This is a genomic window from Amycolatopsis sp. CA-126428 (genome assembly GCF_002904335.1).
Lineage (GTDB): Bacteria > Actinomycetota > Actinomycetes > Mycobacteriales > Pseudonocardiaceae > Amycolatopsis.
Map to the genome: position 1 here is coordinate 1 of NZ_PPHF01000020.1, position 21,393 is coordinate 21,393.

Annotated in this window: 21 protein-coding genes; 12 read left to right on the plus strand and 9 right to left on the minus strand. The window is 73.7% G+C overall.

Annotated elements, in window-relative coordinates:
* Nucleotides 1-280: 280 nt before the first annotated feature.
* Nucleotides 281-1,348 carry a methyltransferase gene (locus C2L58_RS05240; RefSeq protein ID WP_103336300.1) on the minus strand — a complete coding sequence of 356 codons (1,068 nt, stop codon included), beginning with the start codon at nt 1,346-1,348 and terminating at the stop codon, nt 281-283.
* Between the two features lie 178 nt (nt 1,349-1,526).
* Here C2L58_RS05240 and C2L58_RS05245 point away from each other — a divergent pair, with 178 nt between their 5' ends.
* From C2L58_RS05245 to C2L58_RS05255, 3 genes are read left to right on the plus strand one after another with little or no spacing between them, the layout of a single operon-like run.
* Entirely contained in the window at nt 1,527-2,654 is a 1,128-nt protein-coding gene (locus tag C2L58_RS05245; RefSeq protein ID WP_103336302.1) for a hypothetical protein, read from the plus strand.
* Nucleotides 2,651-3,562 carry an ABC transporter ATP-binding protein gene (locus C2L58_RS05250; protein WP_103336303.1) on the plus strand — a complete coding sequence of 304 codons (912 nt, stop codon included), beginning with the start codon at nt 2,651-2,653 and terminating at the stop codon, nt 3,560-3,562. Before C2L58_RS05245 ends, C2L58_RS05250 begins: the two co-directional genes overlap by 4 nt.
* Nucleotides 3,559-4,401, plus strand: a complete 843-nt coding sequence (locus C2L58_RS05255) for an ABC transporter permease (protein ID WP_103336305.1) — start codon at nt 3,559-3,561, stop codon at nt 4,399-4,401. The genes C2L58_RS05250 and C2L58_RS05255 overlap by 4 nt, the downstream gene beginning before the upstream one ends.
* Here the strand turns inward: C2L58_RS05255 and C2L58_RS05260 are convergent.
* The 3 genes from C2L58_RS05260 to C2L58_RS05270 form a co-directional block, all read right to left on the minus strand.
* Nucleotides 4,391-5,197, minus strand: coding sequence for a lipase family alpha/beta hydrolase (locus C2L58_RS05260; RefSeq protein WP_233225560.1), 807 nt, complete (start codon nt 5,195-5,197; stop codon nt 4,391-4,393). The genes C2L58_RS05255 and C2L58_RS05260 overlap by 11 nt on opposite strands.
* A 133-nt stretch (nt 5,198-5,330) precedes the next feature.
* Nucleotides 5,331-5,777 carry a hypothetical protein gene (locus C2L58_RS05265; RefSeq protein ID WP_103336308.1) on the minus strand — a complete coding sequence of 149 codons (447 nt, stop codon included), beginning with the start codon at nt 5,775-5,777 and terminating at the stop codon, nt 5,331-5,333.
* Nucleotides 5,774-6,334, minus strand: a complete 561-nt coding sequence (locus C2L58_RS05270; protein ID WP_103336310.1) for an RNA polymerase sigma factor — start codon at nt 6,332-6,334, stop codon at nt 5,774-5,776. Before C2L58_RS05270 ends, C2L58_RS05265 begins: the two co-directional genes overlap by 4 nt.
* 190 nt (nt 6,335-6,524) lie before the next feature.
* Here C2L58_RS05270 and C2L58_RS05275 point away from each other — a divergent pair, with 190 nt between their 5' ends.
* Complete coding sequence (locus C2L58_RS05275; RefSeq protein ID WP_233225561.1) at nt 6,525-6,704, plus strand: hypothetical protein; 180 nt, start codon at nt 6,525-6,527, stop codon at nt 6,702-6,704.
* Here the strand turns inward: C2L58_RS05275 and C2L58_RS05280 are convergent.
* The gene (locus C2L58_RS05280) at nt 6,701-7,885 is read right to left on the minus strand and encodes a glycoside hydrolase family 64 protein (RefSeq protein ID WP_103336313.1); all 1,185 of its coding nucleotides are present in this window, start codon (nt 7,883-7,885) and stop codon (nt 6,701-6,703) included. The two genes, C2L58_RS05275 and C2L58_RS05280, sit on opposite strands and share 4 nt — an antisense overlap.
* A 37-nt stretch (nt 7,886-7,922) precedes the next feature.
* Nucleotides 7,923-8,837, minus strand: coding sequence for an EamA family transporter (locus C2L58_RS05285; protein WP_103336315.1), 915 nt, complete (start codon nt 8,835-8,837; stop codon nt 7,923-7,925).
* 76 nt (nt 8,838-8,913) lie between these two features.
* On the opposite strand from C2L58_RS05285, the gene C2L58_RS05290 reads away from it, so the two are divergent.
* A complete protein-coding gene (locus tag C2L58_RS05290) occupies nt 8,914-9,411 on the plus strand; it encodes a MarR family winged helix-turn-helix transcriptional regulator (RefSeq protein WP_199191109.1) in 498 nt (165 codons plus the stop codon).
* On the opposite strand, the gene C2L58_RS05295 is transcribed toward C2L58_RS05290, so the two are convergent.
* Complete coding sequence (locus tag C2L58_RS05295; protein ID WP_103336318.1) at nt 9,408-10,352, minus strand: MBL fold metallo-hydrolase; 945 nt, start codon at nt 10,350-10,352, stop codon at nt 9,408-9,410. The two genes, C2L58_RS05290 and C2L58_RS05295, sit on opposite strands and share 4 nt — an antisense overlap.
* Nucleotides 10,353-10,688: 336 nt before the next feature.
* Between C2L58_RS05295 and C2L58_RS05300 the strand changes: the two genes are divergently transcribed.
* The 4 genes from C2L58_RS05300 to C2L58_RS05315 are packed head-to-tail and all read left to right on the plus strand — an operon-like array spanning nt 10,689 to nt 14,495.
* Nucleotides 10,689-11,165, plus strand: coding sequence for a PTS sugar transporter subunit IIB (locus tag C2L58_RS05300; protein WP_103336319.1), 477 nt, complete (start codon nt 10,689-10,691; stop codon nt 11,163-11,165).
* Between the two features lie 19 nt (nt 11,166-11,184).
* Nucleotides 11,185-12,792, plus strand: coding sequence for a PTS system mannose/fructose/sorbose family transporter subunit IID (locus C2L58_RS05305; RefSeq protein ID WP_233225562.1), 1,608 nt, complete (start codon nt 11,185-11,187; stop codon nt 12,790-12,792).
* A 9-nt stretch (nt 12,793-12,801) separates the two neighbouring features.
* On the plus strand, nt 12,802-13,191 hold the full coding sequence (locus C2L58_RS05310; protein ID WP_103336322.1) for a PTS sugar transporter subunit IIA: 390 nt from the start codon (nt 12,802-12,804) through the stop codon (nt 13,189-13,191).
* Nucleotides 13,188-14,495, plus strand: coding sequence for a hypothetical protein (locus C2L58_RS05315; RefSeq protein ID WP_103336324.1), 1,308 nt, complete (start codon nt 13,188-13,190; stop codon nt 14,493-14,495). Before C2L58_RS05310 ends, C2L58_RS05315 begins: the two co-directional genes overlap by 4 nt.
* A 13-nt stretch (nt 14,496-14,508) precedes the next feature.
* Here C2L58_RS05315 and C2L58_RS05320 read toward each other — a convergent pair whose 3' ends face one another.
* On the minus strand, nt 14,509-15,279 hold the full coding sequence (locus C2L58_RS05320; RefSeq protein WP_103336325.1) for a GntR family transcriptional regulator: 771 nt from the start codon (nt 15,277-15,279) through the stop codon (nt 14,509-14,511).
* 270 nt (nt 15,280-15,549) lie between these two features.
* A complete protein-coding gene (locus tag C2L58_RS05325) occupies nt 15,550-18,627 on the minus strand; it encodes an AfsR/SARP family transcriptional regulator (RefSeq protein ID WP_103336327.1) in 3,078 nt (1,025 codons plus the stop codon).
* A 190-nt stretch (nt 18,628-18,817) separates the two neighbouring features.
* Between C2L58_RS05325 and C2L58_RS05330 the strand changes: the two genes are divergently transcribed.
* From C2L58_RS05330 to C2L58_RS05340, 3 genes are all read left to right on the plus strand, one after another.
* A complete protein-coding gene (locus tag C2L58_RS05330; protein ID WP_103336328.1) occupies nt 18,818-19,444 on the plus strand; it encodes a thioesterase II family protein in 627 nt (208 codons plus the stop codon).
* A 62-nt stretch (nt 19,445-19,506) separates the two neighbouring features.
* Nucleotides 19,507-19,950 (plus strand): hypothetical protein, encoded by a 444-nt coding sequence (locus C2L58_RS05335; protein WP_369904131.1) that lies wholly within the window; start codon nt 19,507-19,509, stop codon nt 19,948-19,950.
* 90 nt (nt 19,951-20,040) lie between these two features.
* The gene (locus C2L58_RS05340) at nt 20,041-21,285 is read left to right on the plus strand and encodes an MFS transporter (RefSeq protein WP_103336330.1); all 1,245 of its coding nucleotides are present in this window, start codon (nt 20,041-20,043) and stop codon (nt 21,283-21,285) included.
* Nucleotides 21,286-21,393: the final 108 nt, after the last annotated feature.

Here is a 21,393-nt window from a genome sequence, read left to right on the forward strand (position 1 = left end):
CCCTCCGGTAGGAGTTTCAGCCGCCGGTCGGGTTCGTCAAGGCGGGAAAGCGTGCCTTGACAAACCCGACCGTCGGCTGAAGGGAAGGCTGGGATGAGGGGCGGGGGAGGTCTGGTGACGTCGTTGGCCGGCTTGCGCTCCCGGCCGCCAGTCCGCCCGCCGACTGAAGAGAAGGCGGGGGCGGGGGAGGTGGTCTGGTGACGTCGTTGGTCGGCTTGCGCTGCCGGCCGCCGGTTCGCCACCTGTCCGGCCGCCGGTTCGCGGTGGCGTCCTCCTGGCTCTACCGGCTGAGCCGCCACAGTGACGTGACTTCGGCTGCCCTCGCCCGGTGCAGTGGGTCGGCGGGGTCGAGCGCGCGCGGGTGCTGTGGCGCCGCCTCCGTCCGGCCCACCACCCGCAGGCCCGCCGCCGTGATCCAGGCGAGGAGCTCCGCGCGCGTGCGGAGGCCGAGGTGCTCCGCGAGATCCGACAGCACCAGCCATGCCTCGCCACCCGGGGTCAGGTGCCGGTGCGCCCGGTCGAGGAAGCCGCGCAGCATCCGGCTGCCCGGGTCGTACACCGCGTGGTCGAGCGGGGTGCGCGGCCGGCCCGGTAGCCATGGCGGGTTGCTCACCAGCAGCGGGGCCCGGCCGCGGGGGAACAGGTCGGCCGGCAGCACTTCGGTGCGGCCGGCGAAGCCGAGCCGGGCCAGGTTCGAGGCCGCGCACGCGAGAGCCCGGGGCGAATTGTCCGTCGCCACCACCCGTGCCACTCCGCGGTGGGCGAGGACGGCGGCGAGCACTCCGGTGCCGGTGCCGATGTCGAACGCCAGGTCCGTGCCCGGTAGCGGTGCTTGCGCGACCAGGTCGACGTACTCCTGGCGCACCGGTGCGAACACGCCGTAGTGCGGGTGGATCCGTGCCCCGAGCGCCGGGACGGCGACACCGCGGCGGCGCCATTCCGCCGCGCCGAGGACGCCGAGCAGCTCCCGCAACGGCACCGCCGCGGGCTCTCGCAGCGGCCCGTAGACCGCCAGACACGCGGCGTGCACGTCCGGCGCCCGGTGCAGCGGGATGACGTGCCCCGCGTCCAGGGGCACGTACAGCAGGGAGAGCAGCCGCGCCCGGCGGGCCCGGTCCGCGCGGTAGCGGGGGTAGTCGTCCGGTGGGGGCGGTGGGATCCGGCGGTTCACGGCGTCGAGCAGGCGCCGGGCGGTGGGGTAGCTGCCGCGCCAGAGCAGGGCGGTGCCGGTGGACATCTTGCGGAGGGCGGCGTCGGCGGACAGCCGGTCGTCGGCGGCGGCCGCGTGCCGCGTGGGGGGTGAGAAGAGCCGGCGATCGGGTTCGCCGGGCAGGACGAGACGAGCCACGGTAAGGGGTTTCCGTTCTTGCTGCGGGCACGACGAAGCACCCGCGAGACGTGCGGGGTGTGCGAAGGACCGGAGCGGGAACTAGCTCAGGACGGCAGCATGAACGGGATTCGTCACCCTTCGACCCTAGCTGGGGACCCCGGGCCATGGCGTACAAAGGACGAAGAGGTGATGCCGGATGACGCCCTCGGTGGTGCGGCACGAGAAGCGGCGCCGGTGGGCGGTCGTCGCCGCGGTGGCCGCCGTGCTCGTTTGCGCGCCGTCGGTTGTTGCCGCGCTCGCTCCGGCCGGCGCCGCGGCCGATCCGGATCGGCTGCGGGCCCTTGTGCTGGCTTCCGCCGGGAAGCCGTACCAGGGGTACGCCGAAAGTGCCGGTTCGCTCGCCCTGCCGGAGCTGCCGAACCTCGCCGCCGTCACCGCGCTCTTCTCGATGCGGACGCCGATGCGGGCCTGGTACGCCGGGCCCGACCGGTACCGCGTCGACATCCTCGGGACCGCCGGCGAGCACGACGTCTACCGGCTGCCCGACGGCGAATACACCTGGGACTACGGCGACAACACGTTGACCGAGCTGATCGGCGAGCCCGCGCTGCGGCTGCCGCGGGCCGCGGACCTGCTGCCGCCCGAGCTCGCGCGGCGGATCCTGGGTGCGGCGAAGGGTGACCCCGTCAGCGCGCTGCCGGGGCGGAACGTCGCCGGGGTCGCCGCGTCCGGCGTGCGGCTCGTGCCCGCCGATCCGGACACGACCGTCGGGCGGGTCGACGTCTGGGCGGACCCGGCCACCGGGGTGGCGGTGCGCGTCGAAGTGACCGCGCGCGGGCAGGAGGCCCCCATCCTGGTGACCGAGTTCCAGCAGCTCGAACAGACGACGCCGGTGGTCGAAGCACCGCGGCCGGCGCTCGGGTCCGGGTTCGGCGTGACGAGCGCCCCGGACGTCGCCGACACGCTCGGCACGTTCGGCCAGGTCCCGCTGCCCTCTTCGCTCGCCGGGCGCCCGGTGGTGTCGTCGAACTTCGGGGGCGTGCAGGGCGCCGCGCTCTACGGGCGCGGGCTGGCCGCCTTCGCCGTGATCGCCGTGCCGCGGACTGTGGCCAACGCGGCGGGCGACGCCGCCGGGAAGGCCGGTGCGGTCCAGGTCAAGCTGGCCGCGGGGAGCGTCGTGCAGCTGTCGATCACGCCGCTGTCGCTGGGCATCGTGCGGTCGTCGGTGTCCCGGCGCTCCTACCTGCTGGCCGGGACGGTGACACCCGGCGTCCTGAAGGCCGTGGCCGACGAGCTGTCCCGGCTGCGCCGGAGCGGCCCGTGATCGTCACGCGCGCGCTGACCAAGCGCTACGGCCGCACGGTCGCCGTCGACGCCGTCGACCTCGAAGTCCGCGAAGGCGACCGCTACGGCTTCCTCGGCCCGAACGGCTCGGGCAAGACCACCACCGTCCGGATGCTGCTCGGCCTGGTCTACGCGACCGCCGGGGAGATCGAGGTGCTTGGGAAACCGGTGCCGAAGCGGGTCGCCGAGGTGCTGCCGGACGTCGGTGCGCTCGTCGAGGGCCCGGCCGCGTACCCGCACCTGTCCGGGCGCCGGAACCTGGCGCTGCTCGACGCCGCCGGTCGCGGGGGCGGCCGGCGTACGAGGCGGCGGCGCATCGACGACGCCCTCGAGCAGGTCGGGCTGGGCGGGGTCGACCAGCGGCCGGTGAAGGCGTACTCGCTCGGCATGCGGCAACGGCTCGGGCTGGCCGGCGCGCTGCTGCGGCGGCCGCGGCTGCTGATCCTCGACGAGCCGACCAACGGGCTCGACCCGCAGGGCATCAAGGAGATCCGCGAGCTGCTGGTCGAGCTGAACGCCGGCGGCACCACCGTGTTCCTGTCCAGCCACCTGCTGGCCGAGGTGGAGCAGCTGTGCACGCGCGTGGGTGTCGTCGACCGCGGCCGGCTCGTGCTGGAGGAGGACCTGGCCACGCTGCGGGCGGCCACCGGCCGGATCCTGGTCGGCACGCCGGACGCCGCCGCGGCGGCCGCGGTCCTGGACGGCCAGCTCGAAGCCCGCGACGGCGACCGGCTGGTCATCCGGCACGCCGATCCGGCGGCGCTGAACGCGCTGCTCGTCGAGGCGGGGGTGCGCGTGACGTCGATCCACGCCGAGCAGCGGACGCTGGAACAGGTCGTCCTCGACGTGACGGGTCCGGGCTCGGACCGGTTCGGGACGCCCGCATGATCGGCGTCGAACTGCGGAAGCTCGCGCTGCGGCCACGGGTGTGGTTCAGCGTGCTGCTGCTGTGCCTGCTGCCCGCGATCGTCGGCGTCTTCCTGGCCACGGCCGACTTCGCGCCGCCGCCCGGGCAGGGCGGGGCGTTCCTCTCGGCGGTGGTGAACGACGGCGCGCTGTACCCGGCCGCCGCGCTCGCGCTGGTGCTGCCGCTGTTCCTGCCGATCGCGGTCGCCGTCACCGCGGGCGACGCGATCGCGGGCGAGGCGGCCACCGGCACCCTGCGCTACCTGCTGGTGCGTCCGGTGGGCCGGACGCGGCTGCTGGGCGCCAAGATGGTCGCGCTCGCCGTGTACGTGACCGCGGCGATCGTCATCGTCGTGCTGACGTCGCTGGTGCTCGGGGTGATCCTGTTCGGCACCGGCGGTACGCCCGGGGTCGCCGGGCCGGGCGGGCAGCCGACCGGCGTGACGTCGTTGTCCGGGCAGTCGCTCAGCTCGTCCGCGCTGGGCCTGCGGCTGCTGGGCGCGGTGACCTACATCGTCGTGTCGATGCTCGGCTTCGCGGCGATCACCGTCTTCCTTTCGACGGTGTCCGACTCGGCGCTGGGGGCCGCGCTGGGCGGGCTGGCCGTGCTCATCACGAGCACGGTGCTGGAGACCCTGGACGCGGCCGCGTCCGTGCGGCCCTACCTGCCGACGCACTACTGGCTGTCCTGGATCGACTTCTTCCGCGATCCGGTGCTGTGGCGCAACATCGACCACGGGCTGCTGCTGCAGGCCGGCTACATCGTGGTGTTCTTCGGGGCCGCGTGGGCGAACTTCGCGACGAAGGACGTCACGAGCTGAGGCAGTCGGCAGGCGCTTCGAGCGGGGTGGTGCCGAGGGCCTGCAGGACGATCTCGGTGACGGCGGGGTCGGTGGGCAGGTCGCCGTGCCCGGCCGGGTTTTCGGGGCAGACCTGCTGCAGCGAGACGTTGACGGCGCCGTCGAGCCGGGCGGAATCCGGCGGGGTCACCGTCTCGTCGTGGTCGGTCCAGAGCGACAGCCACGGCAGGCCCGGCGGGAGCGGCTGCTTGGCCAGCTCCTGCAGCAGGCTGCTGCCCGGGGCCAGCTGGACGCACGCGGTGGGACACCCGCCCGGGACCAGCGCGCCGCCCGCCGTGGCCAGGCCGGTGCCGTGCATGGGCGCGCCGAGCGTCACGACCCGGCGGGCCTGGTGGGCGCCGCCCTCCCGGTCGACCCACAGCCGCGCGACGACCCCGCCGGCGGAGTACCCGACGACGTCGACCGAAGGCGCGCCTTGTTCGTAGGCCTTTTCGACGGCTTCGGCGAGGACGCCGGCCTGTTCGACGAGGTCGCCGGTGCCGTCGCCGGCCAGGGTGAGCACCTCGGCGGGCCGGCCGGTGGCCTGCCGGATCCGCTCGGCGAGGGTCTCCAGCGCACCCCGCCCGCCGCCGTAGCCGGGGACGAGCAGCACCGGCCCGGGCTTGTTCTGGTCCGGCGTCCCGGCCTCGGGCGCGGCTTTCGCCCCCGAGGTCGCGATCACGGTGGCGACGACCACGGCGACCACCGCGACGGCGACGCCGCTCAGCATCAGCCGTCGCCGCGGGCTGAGCCCGCTCCACCAAGCCGTGATCCGCACAGCTCCATGATGACCCGGCCGGCGCCCGGAAGGCAGCACCCGTGATCAGGCGGGCATCACGTGTGATCGGAGGGGCAGCACGTGTGATCGGAGGGGCATCACGCGTGATGGGGAGGTCGACACGTGGGGGTGGCTAGAGGCTTGCCCAGCCGGTGGTGACCGTTGTGCCGTCGGTGGCGGTCACCGTCACGCGGGTGGCGCCGCGCGCGAGGCCCGTCGCGGCGAACCAGCCCTCCGCGCCGATCGGGCTCGTGTGCCGTTCGCCCGCCGCCTCGATCAGCGCTTCGCCCGTCGCGCCGGTGATCAGGCCGCGGAGCGAAACCCGGCCGCCCGCGTACTCCACCTGCAGCTCCACCGACACGCGCGGCGATTCGAACGACAGCAGCCGGACGTCGTCGCCCGCCGCGCGGACCGTGCCGGCTTCCGCCAGGTCCGAATCGAAGGCCAGGTCCGCCAGCTCGGCGTCCAGGTCACGGGTGGTCAGCGCCGCGCGGGCCTGGCGCAGCACGAGGTCCGGCACCGGGTCCGCCTCCGCCGCGGCCGCGCGCAGGACGTCCATGAGCTCGTCGTCGGTGGTCATGCCCGGTCCTCCGTTCCGAGCCCGGCCTGGGCCGCCCGCTCGCGCAGCCGGCCCAGGCAGCGCTGCCGGGTCGGGCCGATGCTGCCGACCGGCATGCCGAGGGCGTCCGCGACCTCCGCGTACGACGGTGGGGGTGTCGCCATGAGCACGCGCAGCAGCCGACGGCACTGGTCGGACACCTTGTCCAGCGCCCGCCAGAGCGCGGCGTCGCGCTCGCCCAGCAGCAGGGCCGCGTCGACGGCCGGGCCGGGAGCCGGCTCGCTCTGCCAGACCTGGTCGTCGGCCGGGCGCTCCCGGTCGGTGCGGCGGAGCTGGCGCAGGCACTCGTGCCGGGTGGTGGTGGCCAGCCAGCCGGGCAGCCGCTCCGGTTCCTTGATCCGGCCGAGGTTTTCGACGAGCTTGAGCCAGGTCGTCTGGACGACGTCGGCCGCGTCGGCGTCGGAGAGCCGGTGGGCGCGGGCGATCGACCAGAGCAGGCTGGCGTACCGGTCGACCAAGGCGTGCCACGCCTCCTGGTCGCCGCGCGCGGCCGCTTCGAGCAGGGTCGTGGTGTCCACTTCACCTCCGCTTGACCCACTCAGCCTAGCCAACAGCAGCCCTTCGGACCGGTACGCCATCGGGGGACTCCTTCGCGTCTTCCCCCCACTCCTCCGATCCGGTGAGAGCGCGCGAAATACCTGAACCGGGTCCCCGGTGGCCGTCGTGTGCCCGGTGGGAGTGGTGGAGACGGATCGGGGTGAGCCGGTCATGCGCATTCGGGTGCTGCTCGTGGTGCCGGTGCTGGTGGTGGAACTGGTCGCCTGCGGGCAGCCGGTGGTGGAGGTGAAGGGCCGGGCGCAGCCGGTGCCGGCGAGCACCGGCGCGCCCCCGGGCGATCTGCTCGGGGACACGCCGGTGGTGCCGGGCACAGCCGTGGTGAAGCTTTAGTCGAACGGGTCCAGCGTCAGGTAGGCCGTCGCCGGGTTGCCGTCGTTGACCAGGGATTCGTAGTGGCCGACGTCGTCGAACGCGAAGGCGTACGCCTTGCCGTCGGCCATCTGCGCGTGGATCTTGCGCGCGTAGTGGTTGGTCACGGCGTCCTGGTAGAAGCCCGCCGAGCTCGTGTCCGGCTGGTTCGCGTTGGTCAGCAGCGTCGAACGGTTGAAGCCCGCGCAGAGCGTGCGCGAGATCTGGCCGCGGACGTCGTTCGGCGCGTCGAGGTTCTTGTAGCAGCCGAAGACGCTGTCGGAATCCGGTTTCTGGAACGCCGTCACGAACCCGCCGGAGGTGTTCGTGAAGTTCATGGTGTTGCCGGAGACCCGGCCGGAGTACTTCACGTTCGGCTGGTCCGCCACCGGCGTCACGGTCAGCGTCGACGAGCTGTACTTCGTCCAGACGCGGTTGATGTAGTCCTGCAGCACGGTCGCGGGCAGCGCGCCGGCTTCGATGCCGTGGCTCGGGGCCAGGGCACGCAGGACCGTGCCGTCGGAGCGGGTCCGGATCAGGTTGGCCCAGCCGCCCGGCTGGCCGCGCAGCGCGGTGTAGAAACCGTTGTAGCCGCCCGGTTTCAGGTGCCCGGTGCTCTTCGTGGTGCCGCCCGCGGGCTGCACGCCGACCGCGTACGGCGCGGAGAACATGTCCACCTGGGTGCTGTTGATCCAGAGCCCGCCGTCGTTGAGCGTGTACTCCGACCAGTTGAAGAGGATGTTGACGTTCGGGTCCGACGGGTTCTGGACCGCCGGCTGGACCAGGCCGCCGGTGGCGAGCTTGAAGACCAGCTTCTGCCCGTAGGAGAAGTAGATCCGGCCGGAGAACTTCGGGATCCGGATGGTGATCGACTGGCCGTTCGCGGGGCCGGGGATCGACGCGTCGGGTGCCGGGATCGGCGGCACCGCACCGCCGGGCCAGGCGTGGAACGTGCCGTTCGCGTCGGCCCAGCCCTGCTGGCCGGTGGCGAGGTTCGTGCCGAGGTCGTAGACGTACACGGGGTCGCCGCGGCCGGAGTTGTTGGTGATCTTCAGGGGGATCGTGGCCGGCACCGCCTCGGCGGCGGGGGCGGTCGCGGTGACCACCGCGAGCGCCGCTCCCAGAACCGCAAGCCGGTGCCAGACGGACCTTTTCGTGCGCACGGGCGCCTCCTCGTCGAGGCTGATGATCGCAAGTTGTTCAGACCATTTCAGCGTCGGTGGCCCGGTGAGCGGTTGTCAAAGGCTGATAATTATCAGCCCCCGTCCGGACCAGCGGCCGCCGTCCCGCGGTCACGACGGCGGCCAGCACGATCGCGGCGCCCAGCAGCTGCCACGGTGTCAGCCGCTGGCCGAGCGCGAGCCAGCCGAGCAGGGTGGCGACGACCGGGCTCAGCAGCCCGAGGAACGTCACCTGGGTCGCGGACAGCGCGCGGATCCCGCGGAACCACAGGGCGTACGCGAACGCGGCGCCGATCAGTGCCAGGTAGCCGTAGCCCGCGAGGTTCGCGCCGGACAGCGACGCGGGCGGAGCGCCTTCGACGGCCAGCGCGACCGGGACGAGCACCAGGCCGCCCGCGACGAGCTGCCAGCCGGTCGTCGCCAGCAGCGGCGCGGGGGAGGTCCAGCGCTTGCTCAGCACGACGCCGGTGGCCATCACGACGGCACCGCCGGCCGCGGCGGCGACGCCGATCGCGTCGAGGCGCGCACTGGATTGCAGCACCAGCAGGCTGACGCCGGCCACCCCGGCGACGCCCGCGAGCACGGTGCGCCGGGTCAGGCGTTCGCCGAGCAGGCCGGTGGACAGGCCGGCGACCAGCAGCGGCTGCAGCGCGCCGAGGGTGGCGGCGACCCCGCCGGGCAGCCGGTAGGCGGCGACGAACAGCAGGGCGAGGAACGCGCCGATGTTCAGCGTGCCGAGCACGAGCGAGCGCCACCACCAGTCGCCCTTCGGCAGGCGGCGGGTGAGCGCGACCAGCAGCAGCCCGGCCGGCAGCGCCCGGATGACGGCGGCGAGCAGCGGGCGGTCGGGCGGCAGGAACTCGGTCGTGACGAGGTAGGTGGTGCCCCAGATGGCCGGGGCCAGTGCGGTGAGGAGGAGCTGTTTGTTTAGCACTAAGTTAGATTACCTCAGCGCTAAGGCAACTGGCTACCCTTTCGCTTACCACTAAGACATCGGCTACGCTGTGGCGATGGCCGACCACGTGGACCGGGTACTGGCACAGTGGCACGCCGAGCGTCCCGACCTCGACGTCTCCCCGATGGCGGTGATCGGCCGGCTCTCCCGGCTGAGCGCACTGGTCGACGCGGAGCTGCGCCGCACGTTCGCCCGCCACGGCCTCGACCGCGCGACCTTCGACGTCCTCGCGACCCTGCGCCGCAGCGGGCCGCCCTACCGGCTGACCCCGACGGAGCTGATGCGCTCGGCGATGGTGACGTCCGGGGCGATCACCCAGCGCCTCGACAAGATGGAGGCGCGCGGCCTGGTCGAGCGCACCCCGAACGAGGCGGACGGCCGCGGGGTCCGCGTGCGGCTGACCGAAGCCGGCGGCGAGCTGATCGACCGCGCGCTGCCCGAGCACGTCGAGACCGAGCATCGGATCCTGGCCGCGTTGGACACCGGTGAGCGCGACGGGCTGGCGGCCACGCTGCGGACGCTGCTGGAGAGCCTCGGCGGCTCGGTCTCCTAGGAGATCTGCCGGACCGGCTCGCTCTCCAGCAGCAGGTCCAGGTCGATCCGCCCGCCCGCGGCGGCCAGCACGGCGTCGATCGCCAAATCGACATCGAGCTTGCGGCCGTGCTGGTCGGCGTACGCGCGCATGAGGTTCCCGATGTGCCGCTCCGGGTTGCGCCACGACGGCCACCGCAAGGACGCCTGCTTCGCCAGCTTCCCGAAGTTGGACTGGCGAACGGTCACTTCCAGCAGCCACTCGAGGTAGACGCGCATCCCGTGGACGGCCGTGTGGCCGGGGTTCGCCACCGGGCCGTGGCCGGGCACCAGGGTGCGCGGGCGGAACGTGTCCTGCAGCCAGTCGAGCGCGTCGAGCCAGCCGGGGATCGACCCCTGCACCGCCATCGGGGTGTCGCCGATGCCCACCAGGTCGCCGGTGAACAGCGTGCCCGAACGCGGTTCGTGCACCACCAGGTCGCCCGCCGTGTGCGCGACGCCGGGTACCGCCACGACGTCGACGGCCGCGCCGCCCAGGTCGAGCCGGTGCCAGCCGGTCACCGGGCGGACCGCGTCCGGCTCCGGCGGCTCGAGCACGCCCCAGCGGGTGTAGGTGAAGACGTTGCCGTAGGTCTGCGGCCCGGCCTTGACCAGGTCGAGGCTGCCGGGGGCGGCCAGCGCGGTGCCGCCGTCGCGCAGGGCGACGCCGAGCCCGTTGTGGTGTTCGCCGTGCGCGTGCGTGATGACGACCGTGAGCTCCTGGTCGCCGGCGTACTTGCGGACGTCGCGCAGCAGCTCGAGGGTCGCCTGCTCGGTGCCGCAGGTGTCGATGAGCGCGACGCCCTCGGCGCCCTGGATCCAGCCGCTGTTGGCGACGAACCACTCGGCCGGGCTCTTCACGTACGCCACGACTCCCGGCCGCGCGTGCCGGAGCGGGACGATGTTCGATCTGACGGCCGGCATGCTTTCCTCCCCTGAACGGACGATGCGGTTAACGACGGTGGCCGGGCCAGGTTGCGCGGAGGCTCCCGGGAATTCTTCCAATTTCTGTCAACTGAACGGTGGAGAACTTTTCCGATTGTTCCGGGGCCAAAGGTCTTGACAGTCGATCACGACCGTCCATACTGGTATATACCTTTATGGGAGGGTCCGGGAGAAAATCCAGGGGGACTTCGCGCTCGTGGGCCGACGGAAGGTCTGAGGGGTCCTTCCGTCGGCCGCGCGAAGGCCGGTCACCGGCAGTGTTGACACAGATACTGGTACGAACCAGTATGTCTCCTGCCGTCCGGGAGGAGAAACATGACGGGGGCACATCTCCGGCTCGACAACCGGCTGATCCACGGTCAGGTCACCGTCGCGTGGACCCGCCGCCTCGGCGTGCGCCGGCTGGTCGTCTGCAACGACGACGTCGCCGCCGATGACCTGCAGCGGGTGCTGCTCCCGCAAGCCGCCCGCGGACTGCCGACGGACGTGCTGTCGGTCGAGGCCACGCTGGCCACCGAGGCCGGCGCGGAGGTCATGATCATCGCCAAGCACCCCGGGGACGTCTTCCGCCTCGTCGAGGGCGGTCTGCGGCCCGAGGTCGTCAACGTCGGCAACGTGGCCCCCCGGCCGGGTGATTCCTACACCATGGTCACCCGCTCGGTCGCGGTCACCGCGGACGAGGCCGGCGCCTACCGCAAGCTCGCCGCCGCGGGCGTCCCGCTGGTCACGCAGCTGCTGCCGCAGGACAAGCCCGCCGATTTCGTCTCGCTGCTCGACCGGAAAGGGCTGTAGCCCCAGCATGCTCGTCGCGTTGGCCCTGACCCTGTGGGCGATCTACTGCACCTACGACGGGCTCGGCCCGTTCCTCATCTACGCCCAGCGCCCGCTCATCGCCGGCTCGGTGGCCGGGTTGATCACCGGCCACCCGCTGCTCGGGCTGCTGATCGGCGCGACGCTGGAGCTCGCGGCGCTGGGCGTCTACACCTACGGCGGCGCCACCATCCCGGACTACCAGACCGGCGCGATCGTCGGCACCGCGCTGGCCGCGGGCGCCGCCGGCACTCCGGCCGCGCAGGCCGCGATCGGCATCGGCGTCGGGCTGCCGGCCGCGATCCTGCTCTCGGCGCTGGACCCGGTCGGCAAGATGGTCACCACCGGCCTGGTGCACCGGGCCGACGGCTACGCCGCCGACGGCAACGCCCGCGGCCTGGCGATGATCCACTGGGTCAGCCTGATCCCGTGGGTGGCCGTGCGCGCCGTGCCGACGTTCCTCGCCGCGCTCGCCGCGTCCGGCGGCCTGGTCAAGGACATCACCGCGAGCATCCCGGCCGGGTTCGTGCAGGGCATGACGCTGGCCGGGTCGCTGCTGCCGGCGGTCGGCTTCGCGCTGCTGCTCGGCATGATGGAGCTGTCGCGCTACTGGTACCTGCTGCTCATCGGGTTCGTCGGGTTCGCCTACCTGCACCTCCCGGTGCTGGGGATCGCGCTGATCGGCGTCGCGGTCGCGATGCTGTTCGTGACGCTGAAACGCGACGAGCCGGTGCTCGCCGTCCCCGAACCCGCCGCCGAGGAGTCCACAGTGGACCCCCGGCTGACGAAGCAGGACCTGCGGCGGGTGTTCCGCCGGTACTTCTGGTCGAGCCAGATCTCCTGGAACTACGAGCGGATGCAGGCCCTCGGGTTCGCGTACTCGATGGAGCCGGTGCTGCGCCGGCTGTACCCGGAGAAGGCCGACTACGTCGCCGGCCTGCAGCGGCACCTGCAGTTCTTCAACACCTCGGTGCTCGTCGGCGGCCCGCTGATCCTCGGCTCCAGCGTCGCCCTCGAAGAAGCCGGGACGCCGAAGTCGGCGGCGAGCACGAAGGTCGCGCTGATGGGGCCGATGGCCGGCATCGGCGACACCGTCGTCTTCGCGCTGTACAACAGCATCGTCTTCACCATGGGCGCGTCGTGGGCGCTGCAGGGCAACTGGCTCGGGCCCGCCTTCGCCGCCGTCATGGTGCTCGTGCCGTACGCGCTGGTGCGGCGCTGGCAGTTCGGGTTCGCCTACCGCGAGGGCAAGCGGCTGGCCGGGCACCTCGCCGCCGGCTCGCTCGCCCGCGTCGCGCAGGGGGCGACCGTGCTCGGGTTCGTCGTCCTCGGCGGGTTCATCCCGTCGATCGTCAAGGTCGTCACCACGCTGACCTACCGGCAGACCACCACGGTCCAGGGGCAGCCGGTGACGCAGTCGGTGGCGATCCAGGACCGGCTCGACGAGCTGCTCCCGTTCCTGCTCCCGGTGCTCGTGACCGCCGGGGTGTACCTGCTGACGGTCAAGGCGCGGCTGCGGCCGGTCTGGGTCATCGGCATCGTCGTCGTCGCCGGGGTCGTCCTGGGGTGGCTCGGCTGGTTCGCGCCATCGGCCCCGGCGAAGAGTTAGGAGTCCGCGATGACCGTTCCGATCATCCTGGCCGGACACGGCCGCCTGCCTTCCGGCGTCGGGGAGGCCGCCGAGATGATCCTCGGCCCGCAGGAGCGGCTGAAGGTCTGCGAGCTGAGCCCGCGCGACAGCCCGGAGGAGTTCGGCGACCGCGTGCTCGAGCTGGCCGGCGAGGCCGACGGCGTGCTGGTGCTCGCCGACCTGCACGGCGGGTCGCCGTTCAACGCCGTCCGCACGCTCGCGGCCGGGCACCCGCGCATCCAGCTGGTCTCGGGGCTGAACCTGCCGATGCTGCTGGAAGTCCTGCTGCACACGACCGACGACGTCACCGCGCTCGCCGGGGTGGCCCGCGCCGCCGGGCGCGACGGCGTCGTCGACGTCCTGGAATCGACCTGGTGACCGCCGCGCTGCTGCTCGCCGCGCAAGACGTCCGGATCACGCCGGGGCCCGGGCACCCGCTCGGCGGCTACCTGGCCCGGCACGGCGTCGCCACCGGCACGCACGACGACCTCGAGGCGTCGCTGATCTGGCTGTCCACCGAGGACGACCCCGGCGTGGTGTGGGTGGCGCTGGACGCCCTCGCGGTCGACGCCGGGCTGACCCGCACCCTGGCCGACGCGGTCGCCGCGGCGGTGGGCATCGACCCGGACCGGGTGCTCGTCTGCGCGTCCCACACGCACTCCGGGCCCGAAGGCTGGACCGGCCAGCTGCACCCCGGCCTGCCGGGGCAGCGCGACGCCGGGCTGGTCGGCGGCATGGCGGAGAAGGTCACCGGCGCGGCGCTGCGGCTGCGCGCCGGCCGCGGCAAGGTCCGCGCCCGCTGGCACGCGGGATCGACCGAAGCCGTCGGCGGCAACCGCTACCGGCCCGACGGGCCGCACGACACGTCGTTCGGCGTGCTCGAGCTGCGCCGCGACGACGGCACGCCGGCCGCGCTGCTGTTCGACTACGCCAGCCACCCCACGGTGCTCGGCCCGGACAACCTCGCCTGGTCGGCGGACTGGCCGGGCGCGACCCGCCGCGAGCTGGCCACGCTGGTCGGGCAGCCGGTCGCGGCGTTCCTGCAGGGCGCGGCGGGCGACGCCAGCTCCCGGTTCGTCCGCCGCGGCCGCGACCACGCCGAAGTCCGCACGCTCGGCGGCCACCTGGCGACGTCGATCGCGCGCACCCTGGCGGCGGTGTCGCCCCCGCCCGCGACGTCCGGCCCGGTGCGGCTGACGCGCTCGACGTTGCACCTGCCCTACCGCGACATCCCGTCGCTGGAGGACAGCTTGGAGCTGCGGCAGGTGGCGGAGGAGGAGTGGCAGCGCGAGCTGGCCCACCACGGCGAGGACCACCCGGCGGTCCGCATCGCGCAGACCCGCTACGAGGGCTGCGCGATGCTGGCGACGATGGCGGCCGGCGGCCGGCCGACGGGCTGTGCGGAGGTACCGGTCAGCGTGGTGTCGCTGGGTGAGATCGCCTGGCTGCACACCCCGTTCGAGCTGTTCGCGTCCCTGGGCCTGCGCATCCGCCGCGGCAGCCCGTTCCGCCACACCCGGGTGATCGGCTACACCGACGGGTACCTCGGGTACCTGCCGGACGCGGACGGCCACCGCGACGGGATCTACGAGTCGTACGTGACGCTGTTCGGCCCGGAGGCCGCGGACGCGCTGGTGGAGCACTGCCTCAAGGTGCTGCGGGCGCACCAGGTCAGCTGCTGAGCCGGCGGCCGGTTCAGGAGGGCGGGCTGCGCCGGGCCTGGGTGAAGACCGTGTAGCGGTCGGCCCGGTACAGCGACCGGCCCGCTTCGATGACGCCGCCGCTCTGGTCGTGCAGCGTGCCCTCGATGATCAGGCACGGCTGGGTGGCCTCGATGCCGAGCAGGGCGGCGTCGTTGCTGTTGGGCAGGACCGCGGAGATCGCCGTGTCGTTCCACTCCGGGCGCACGCCCCAGCGTTCCTCGATCGTCCGGTGCAGGGACTGGGTCTCCCAGTCGAACAGCTCGATGTCCGGGAAGCGGTCGACGGACAGGTTGGTGCGCTCGACCGCGAACGGCTCGTCTTCGACGTAGCGGAGGCGCTCCAGCCGGAACACCCGCGCGCCCGGCGGCACGTTCAGCCGCCCGGCGATGCGCGGGCCCGCGCTTTCGACCTCGGCGTGCAGCACCTTCGTCTTCGGCACGACGCCGCGGGCCTGCATGTCCTCGGTGAACGAGGTCAGCATGTCGATGTGCGCGGCCTGCCGTTCGGCGGTGAAGGTCGCGGTGCCGTGCTGGCGGTACAGGACGCCGTCCGCGACCAGGCGGTTGACTTCCTGCCGCACGGTGCCGCGGGCGACCTGGAAGTGCTCGGCGAGGAACCGTTCGGACGGCATCAGCCGCCCCGGCCCGGCCTCCGTGGCGACGCTTTCCAGGATTTCGCGCAGCTGATCGCCCTTGGGCCGCCCCGGCTGCAGCGCGTCCGGAAGGCGCAGATCGCTCGCGGCGACGTGTTTCGGACGGGGCATGCCTTCAGTATGTCGCGCAACGCCCGGCGAGGTAACACCCGGCGCGGCTGAGGTGGTGGGCTGGTCGCCGAGGTGGGTGCGGGAGTCTGCGGCGGGGCTTCCGGTCAGGGGCCTGGTGGTGCAGGTGGCGATTTCGCCGGTCGGAGTCGCGCGGCTTGGCTCGCCGCCCCGATCGAGCTGCCGCTTCGGCCGCGCGAATTCGGTGGCGCGGGTGGCCTGGTCAGCGAGGTAAGTATGGCAATCCGCGAGCCGCCCCGCGGCGCGCCCGGCTCAGCCGGTGGCCCGGTCCCCGAGCCGCTCGAGGAACTCCGCCGCCAAGGTCTCTCCCGTCACGTGCCCCACCGCGCGGTAAAGGGCTCGGGACTCCCGGGCCGTCCCGGCCGCCAATGTCGAGCGGCCCGCTGCGGCCTGGACCGCCGCCAGTCCGAGCAATGCCTCCGCCTCCACCACCCGGAACCCGCCCGCGCGGGCCGCGTCCAGGGCCGTTCGGGCGTGCTCGCCCGCCTCGCCCGCGCGCCCGTCGGCCGCCAGGACCCTGGCCAACGTGGCCGCCGCCTCGGCCAGCTGGCCTCGGAGGCCTGACTCCGCCGTCAGGGATCGGGCCTCGCGCAAGACCCGCTCCGCCGCCGCGAGGTCGCCGCGGCTCTCCTCCGCGCGGCCCAGTGCGATCAGGGCCGCCGCCTCCACCTGGCGGTCGCCGTCTCGGCGGACGCACGCCAAGGCCGCCTCCGCCGTTGCCGCGGCCGCCGAGTGGTCGCCGCGGGCCATCTGGAGGGCGCTCAGGACGTTCAGGGCCGTTGCCTCGCCGAAGCTCGAGCCCAGGTCACGGAACGCCAGCAGGGCCTGGTCGAGGGTTTCGCCGGCGGAAGCCAGCCTGCCGGTGGCCATGAGGACCCAGCCGAGGTCGGCGAGGTTGGCCGCCTCCCAGAACGCCAGGTCTTCCTTGCGGGCCAGCGCGATCGCCTCGACCAGGCAGTCCTCCGCCTGCTCCAGGCGCCCCAGCTGCCGGTAGTGGCAGCTCAGCGAGTTCAGCGCGAGCGCCTCGCCCGACCGGTTGGCCAGCTCGCGAAAGAGCTGGATCGCGCGCCGGCTGTGCTCGACGGCTTCCGACAGCCGTCCCGTCCACTCCAGCATCGCCCCGAGGTTCGCCACGGCCGTGGCTTCGCACTGCCGCCAGCCGCACGCGCGGCTGGCCAGCACCGCCTTCTCCGAGTGCCGGATGCCCGCTTCGTGCTGGCCCTCGCGGAAGTACGCCCCGCCGATGGACAGCTGGACCAGCGCTTCGGCGGGCCGGGCGCCGTGGTCCTGCGCCGCGCGCAGCACGATCGGGGCCAGCTCCAGCCACTCCGCCCGGCGGCCGTGGTCGTGGAAGAACCGCCGCAACGCGTCGGCGAGGTACCAGGCGCCCGGGTACGGCCCGCGCGTCGCCGCCTGCCGCAGCGCCGCCGCGAGGTTCGGCACCTCGACGTCCAGCCAGGCCACGGCTTCCGCGGCGCCGGCGAAGACCACCGGGCTCGGCGCCGAGGGCGCGTCTTCGCGGGGGAGTGCCACGATCCGGGCGCCGAGCAGGGCGACGGCGGCGTCCGCGGCCGCGCAGTAGCCGGTGAACAGCCGCTCCCACGCCCGGTCGCGCGCGGGCTCGTCTTCCTCGGCGCGGACGCACTGCTCGGCGTAGCGGCGGGCGAGGTCGTGGAACCGGTAGCGGCGGGGCGCGTGCGCTTCCACGAGGTTCGCCGCGCTCAGCCCACGCAGCCGCCGGGTCGCCTCCTCGACCGGCACCTCCAGCAGCGCCGCCGCGGCGATCGCCGTGAAGTCGGTCCCCGGCACCAGCGCGAGCAGCCGGAACGCCTCCCGCAGCCCCGGCGGCAGCGCCTGGTAGGACACCGAAAAGGCTTTGGCGACCGCACTTTCGCCGTCGAAGCCGAGGTGGGCTAGCGGATCGCCGCGCAGCTCGTCGACCAGCTCGCCGATGCTGGCGACGCCGGTGTTCGCCGCGGCGATCCGCAGGGCCAGCGGGTGGTGGCCGCACAGGCGGGCCAGCTCGGCGGCCGCTTCCGGCTCGGCGGCGGTCCGGTCGCCGAGCAGGGCGGTCAGCAGCGCCCGGGAGTCGGCCTCGCGCAGCTGCGCCAGGCCCAGCGACCGCGCGCCGACCCGGGCGACCAGCTCGTCGAGCCGGTGGCGGCTGGTCACCAGCACCCGCCCCGACGACGGCAGCAGCGGCAGCACCTGGGCGGTGTCGCGGGCGTTGTCGAGCACCACCAGGGCCTGCCGGTCGGCCAGCAGCGACCGGTAGAGCTTGCTCTGGTCGTCGACACCCGGCGGCACGTCCCGCAGGTCGACGCCGAGGGTCCGCAGCAGCTGCGCGAGCGCGGCCGCGGGGGTGAGCGGCTCGTCGTCGGCGTCGAAACCGCGCAGGTTCACGTACAGCTGGCCGTCGGGGTAGCGCGTCCGGGCGGTGTGGGCCCAGTGCACGGCCAGCGCGGTCTTGCCGACGCCGGCGGTGCCGGTGATCACCCAGACCTCCCCGGGTTCGTCGAGCGCGGCCAGCTCCGCGGCCCGGCCGGCGAACCCGCGGACGTCCAGCGGCAGCTCGGCGGGCCGCGGGGCGACCGGGGCGGCGGGCGGGGCGGGCTCGCCCTCGCCGCGCAGGATCCGCATCCGCAGGTCCTGCAGGGCCTGGCCGGGCTCGATGCCCAGTTCGCCGACCAGCAGTTCGTGCGCCCGCGTGTAGGTCTCCAGGGCTTCCGGGGTGCGGCCGCAGCGGTGCAGCGCGAGCATCAGCGCGGCCCGCAGGCGCTCGCGGAACGGGTGTTCACCGACGAGCCGCCGCAGTTCCCCGACCACCTCGCCGTGCCGTCCCGCGGCGAGTTCCTGCTCGTACAGCTCCTCCAGCACGACGAGCCGGCGTTCGGCCAGCGCCGGGCCTTCGTACCCCGCCAGCGCCTCGCTGACCCCGCCCAGCGGGGTGCCCTCCCACAGCGCCAGCGCGGCCCGCAGGTGCGTGACGGCGTCCGCCCCGGAGGTCGCCCTGGCCTTGGCGACCTCTTCGTCGAAGACGTCGAGGTCGCGGTCCCCGGGGGCGACTTCGATGAGGTAACCGGGCGCGCGCCGCACGATGACGTCGCGGCCGAGCAGCTTCCGCAGCTCCGAGATGTGCACCTGGAGCCGCCCCCGGACGCTCGGCGGCGCGTTCTCGCCCCAGGTCAGGTCGATGAGGCGGTCCTCGGTGACCACCCGGTTGGGGTTCAGCAGCAGCGCGGCGAGCACGGACGTCTGTTTCTGGCCGCCGGGGCGGAGCGGGCCCGTGTCGCCGAGGACCGTGACCGGTCCGAGCAGGCGGTAGCGCACGAGATGCCCCCCGGAAGACGGACCGAAGCGAAAGGGAAGTGCCAGGGGCGACCCTACTGTGCCGGTGGTTGCCGATCAGACCGGCAGTCACGGCGGAACGAGGGTGCCGGTAAGCGGTTCGGCTCTCGTCCGTTTCCGCCTGCCTTCGGTCGGATCGGCAACGGCGGGCAGGCAGCTAGGGAGGCCACGGGTGGACCGAGACGACGTGCAGCGTCTGTTGTTCGTCTGCTTCCCGGACGCCGGGGAAGCCGCCGGCCGCTACCGGGCCTGGCGCGATCCGCGGATTGCGGTGCAGGTCGTGGAGCTGCCGGGCCGGGGCGAACGCCGGGACGAGCACCCCTACCGGGACATGTGGCTGCTGGTCGAGGCCCTGGCCGGGGAACTGGCGGGGGCGCTCGAAAGCCCGCACGTGCTGTTCGGTGCGGGACTCGGGGCCCTGGTCGCCTACCGGCTGGCCCAGCGCCGGGTGGCCGCGGGACTGGGGGTCTCGCGGGCACTCGTCGTGGCGCACCAGGCGCCGCCGTCACGGGCCGCGCGGGCGGTGCCGGAGCAGGCGGGACGCGCCGACGTCAGCCTGCTGGCCAGCGACGCGCACCTGCCGGTGGCGCCGCCGCTGCCGTGCCCGATCCGCGGCTTCGGCGAGCCGCACGTGATGACCGGCTGGGGGGAGCACACGAACGCCGGGTTCGTGCTGACGCCGGCGCGGGCGCAGGACAGCGCCGCCCTGCTGCGCGACGCTGTCCTGCGGTCCGCCCACCTGATCTCCGCCATGGCGGGGCAGGGGCAAGGGCCGGCGCCGAAGCTGACCGGGGCGTAGAGCCGGCTCTCGATTCCCCGCCGGGAATTGGCCGGTGGCGCCGGCCCGCCCAGGATGACCGGGTGGAAACCATGCCGACGGACCCGGTGTCCGGACTCGACGCGCTGACCCTGGCCGAGCGCTACATCGCGCTGTGGACCGAGCCCGACGAGCACCGCCGCCGAGCGGCCGTCCGGGCGCTGTGGGCGCCGGACGGCGCGCACTTCCTCCGGCCGCCGGAGGAGATGGTGCGGGCGGCCGCGGAACTCGGCTTCGACGCCCTGACCCTGGAAGCACACGGCCACGCGGCGATCGAGACGCGGGTGAACCGCAGTCACGCCCGGGTCGTCGCCACCGGCGAGTACACCTTCCGCGCCCGGGGCGGGGCGGTCCGGGCCGGCGACGTGGTCAAGTTCGAGTGGGAGCCGGTGCGGCTCGACGGCGACGTCGTGACGGGCGGCGGCCTGGAGGTGCTGCAGCTCGGCCCGGACGGGACCATCGTGCGGGACACCATGTTCCCGCACTGAGTTCTCGCACTGAGTTCCCGCACGGAAGCGGCCGCATCGAGCAGTGCGAAAAATATGTAAGCGCTGTTATGGTTTGCCCGTGATCCGGCCATGCCCCTGACTCGCGCCTTCGTCGACCTCGCCCCGCTGCGTGCCTCGGCGCCGTTCCGGCGGCTCTGGGTGGGGCGCGTCTTCTCCGGCTTCGGCTCCCAGATGACGCTCGTCGCCGTGATGTTCCAGGTCTGGGAGCAGACCCGGAGCACCGTGTGGACCGGTGCCGTCGGGCTCGCGCAAGCGCTGCCCGTCATCGTGTTCGGGTTGTTCGCCGGTTCGCTCGTGGATCGGGTCGACCGGCGGAAGTTCGCCCTGGTCGCGACGACCGGGCAGGCCGTTTGCTCGGTTTTCCTCGCGGTGCAGGGGTTTCTCGGCGACGTGCCGGTGGTCGCGGTGCTGGGGCTGGTGGCCGTCCAGTCGTGTTTCGTCGCGGGTGGCGGACCGGCCGCGCGCACCTTCATCCCGCGGCTGCTGCCGCCGGAGCAGCTGTCCGCCGGGCTCGCGCTGAACCGGATCGCCTTCCAGGGCGCGATGCTGCTCGGCCCGGCGCTCGGGGGGCTCGTCCTCGGGTGGTTCGGCGTCGGCGGCTGCTACCTCGTCGACGCGCTCACGTTCGGCATGGGCTTCTACGGCGTCTTCGGCCTCCCGGCGATGCGGCCCGGCGGCGAGCCGTCGCGGCCCGGGCTGCACGGCGTGCTCGACGGGCTGGCCTTTCTCGTCCGGACGCCGGTCGTGCGGGGTGCGCTGCTCACCGACCTCGCCGCCACCGTGCTGTCCATGCCGATCAGCCTGTTCCCGCTGGTCAACGCCGAACGCTTCGCCGGCGACCCGCGCACGCTGGGCCTGTTCCTCTCGGCCGTGGCGGTCGGCGGAGTCGTGGCGTCGGTGTTCTCGGGGACGTTCACGCGGCGGTCGCGGCCGGGCCGGGTGATGCTGGCGGGTTCGGCCGTCTGGGGCGCCGCGCTGACTGGCTTCGGCCTGGCGCCGGACCCGTGGCTCGGCCTGGCCTGCCTGGTCCTGGCGGGGGCGGCCGACACGGTGTCGGTGGTCTCGCGGGGTGCGCTGGTCCAGCTGGCGACCCCGGACGCCCTGCTCGGCCGGGTGGCGGCGGCCGAGCAGATCGTGGGCCAGGCCGGCCCGGACCTCGGCAACGTGCGCGGCGGTCTCGTCGCGGGAGCGACGTCCGGAACGTTCGCGCTGGTCAGCGGCGGGGTGCTGTGCGTCGTGGCGGTGGCGCTGGTCGGCGCGGCGACGCCCGGCCTGCGCCGGTTCGCGACCCCCGCCGAGACCGCGAAGAGCTGATTCTCCGCGCCGGTCTTCGATTTCGGCGAATTCACGCGGCGGCGGCCCGGCGAAGGCGGGGGAATGCGTTCTGCCCGCCCGCCAAGGCCGAGGGAACACCGCCCGCGA

Excerpts from the sequence above, each read along its gene's own strand:
- C2L58_RS05310 (WP_103336322.1), top strand. The coding sequence starts at position 12,802 with ATGACCGTTCCGATCATCCTGGCCGGACACGGCCGCCTGCCTTCCGGC.
- C2L58_RS05275 (WP_233225561.1), top strand. The coding sequence starts at position 6,525 with ATGCGCATTCGGGTGCTGCTCGTGGTGCCGGTGCTGGTGGTGGAACTG.
- C2L58_RS05255 (WP_103336305.1), top strand. The coding sequence starts at position 3,559 with ATGATCGGCGTCGAACTGCGGAAGCTCGCGCTGCGGCCACGGGTGTGG.
- C2L58_RS05265 (WP_103336308.1), bottom strand. The coding sequence starts at position 5,777 with ATGACCACCGACGACGAGCTCATGGACGTCCTGCGCGCGGCCGCGGCG.
- C2L58_RS05340 (WP_103336330.1), top strand. The coding sequence starts at position 20,041 with ATGCCCCTGACTCGCGCCTTCGTCGACCTCGCCCCGCTGCGTGCCTCG.
- C2L58_RS05300 (WP_103336319.1), top strand. The coding sequence starts at position 10,689 with ATGACGGGGGCACATCTCCGGCTCGACAACCGGCTGATCCACGGTCAG.
- C2L58_RS05320 (WP_103336325.1), bottom strand. The coding sequence starts at position 15,279 with ATGCCCCGTCCGAAACACGTCGCCGCGAGCGATCTGCGCCTTCCGGAC.
- C2L58_RS05290 (WP_199191109.1), top strand. The coding sequence starts at position 8,914 with ATGGCCGACCACGTGGACCGGGTACTGGCACAGTGGCACGCCGAGCGT.
- C2L58_RS05245 (WP_103336302.1), top strand. The coding sequence starts at position 1,527 with ATGACGCCCTCGGTGGTGCGGCACGAGAAGCGGCGCCGGTGGGCGGTC.
- C2L58_RS05295 (WP_103336318.1), bottom strand. The coding sequence starts at position 10,352 with ATGCCGGCCGTCAGATCGAACATCGTCCCGCTCCGGCACGCGCGGCCG.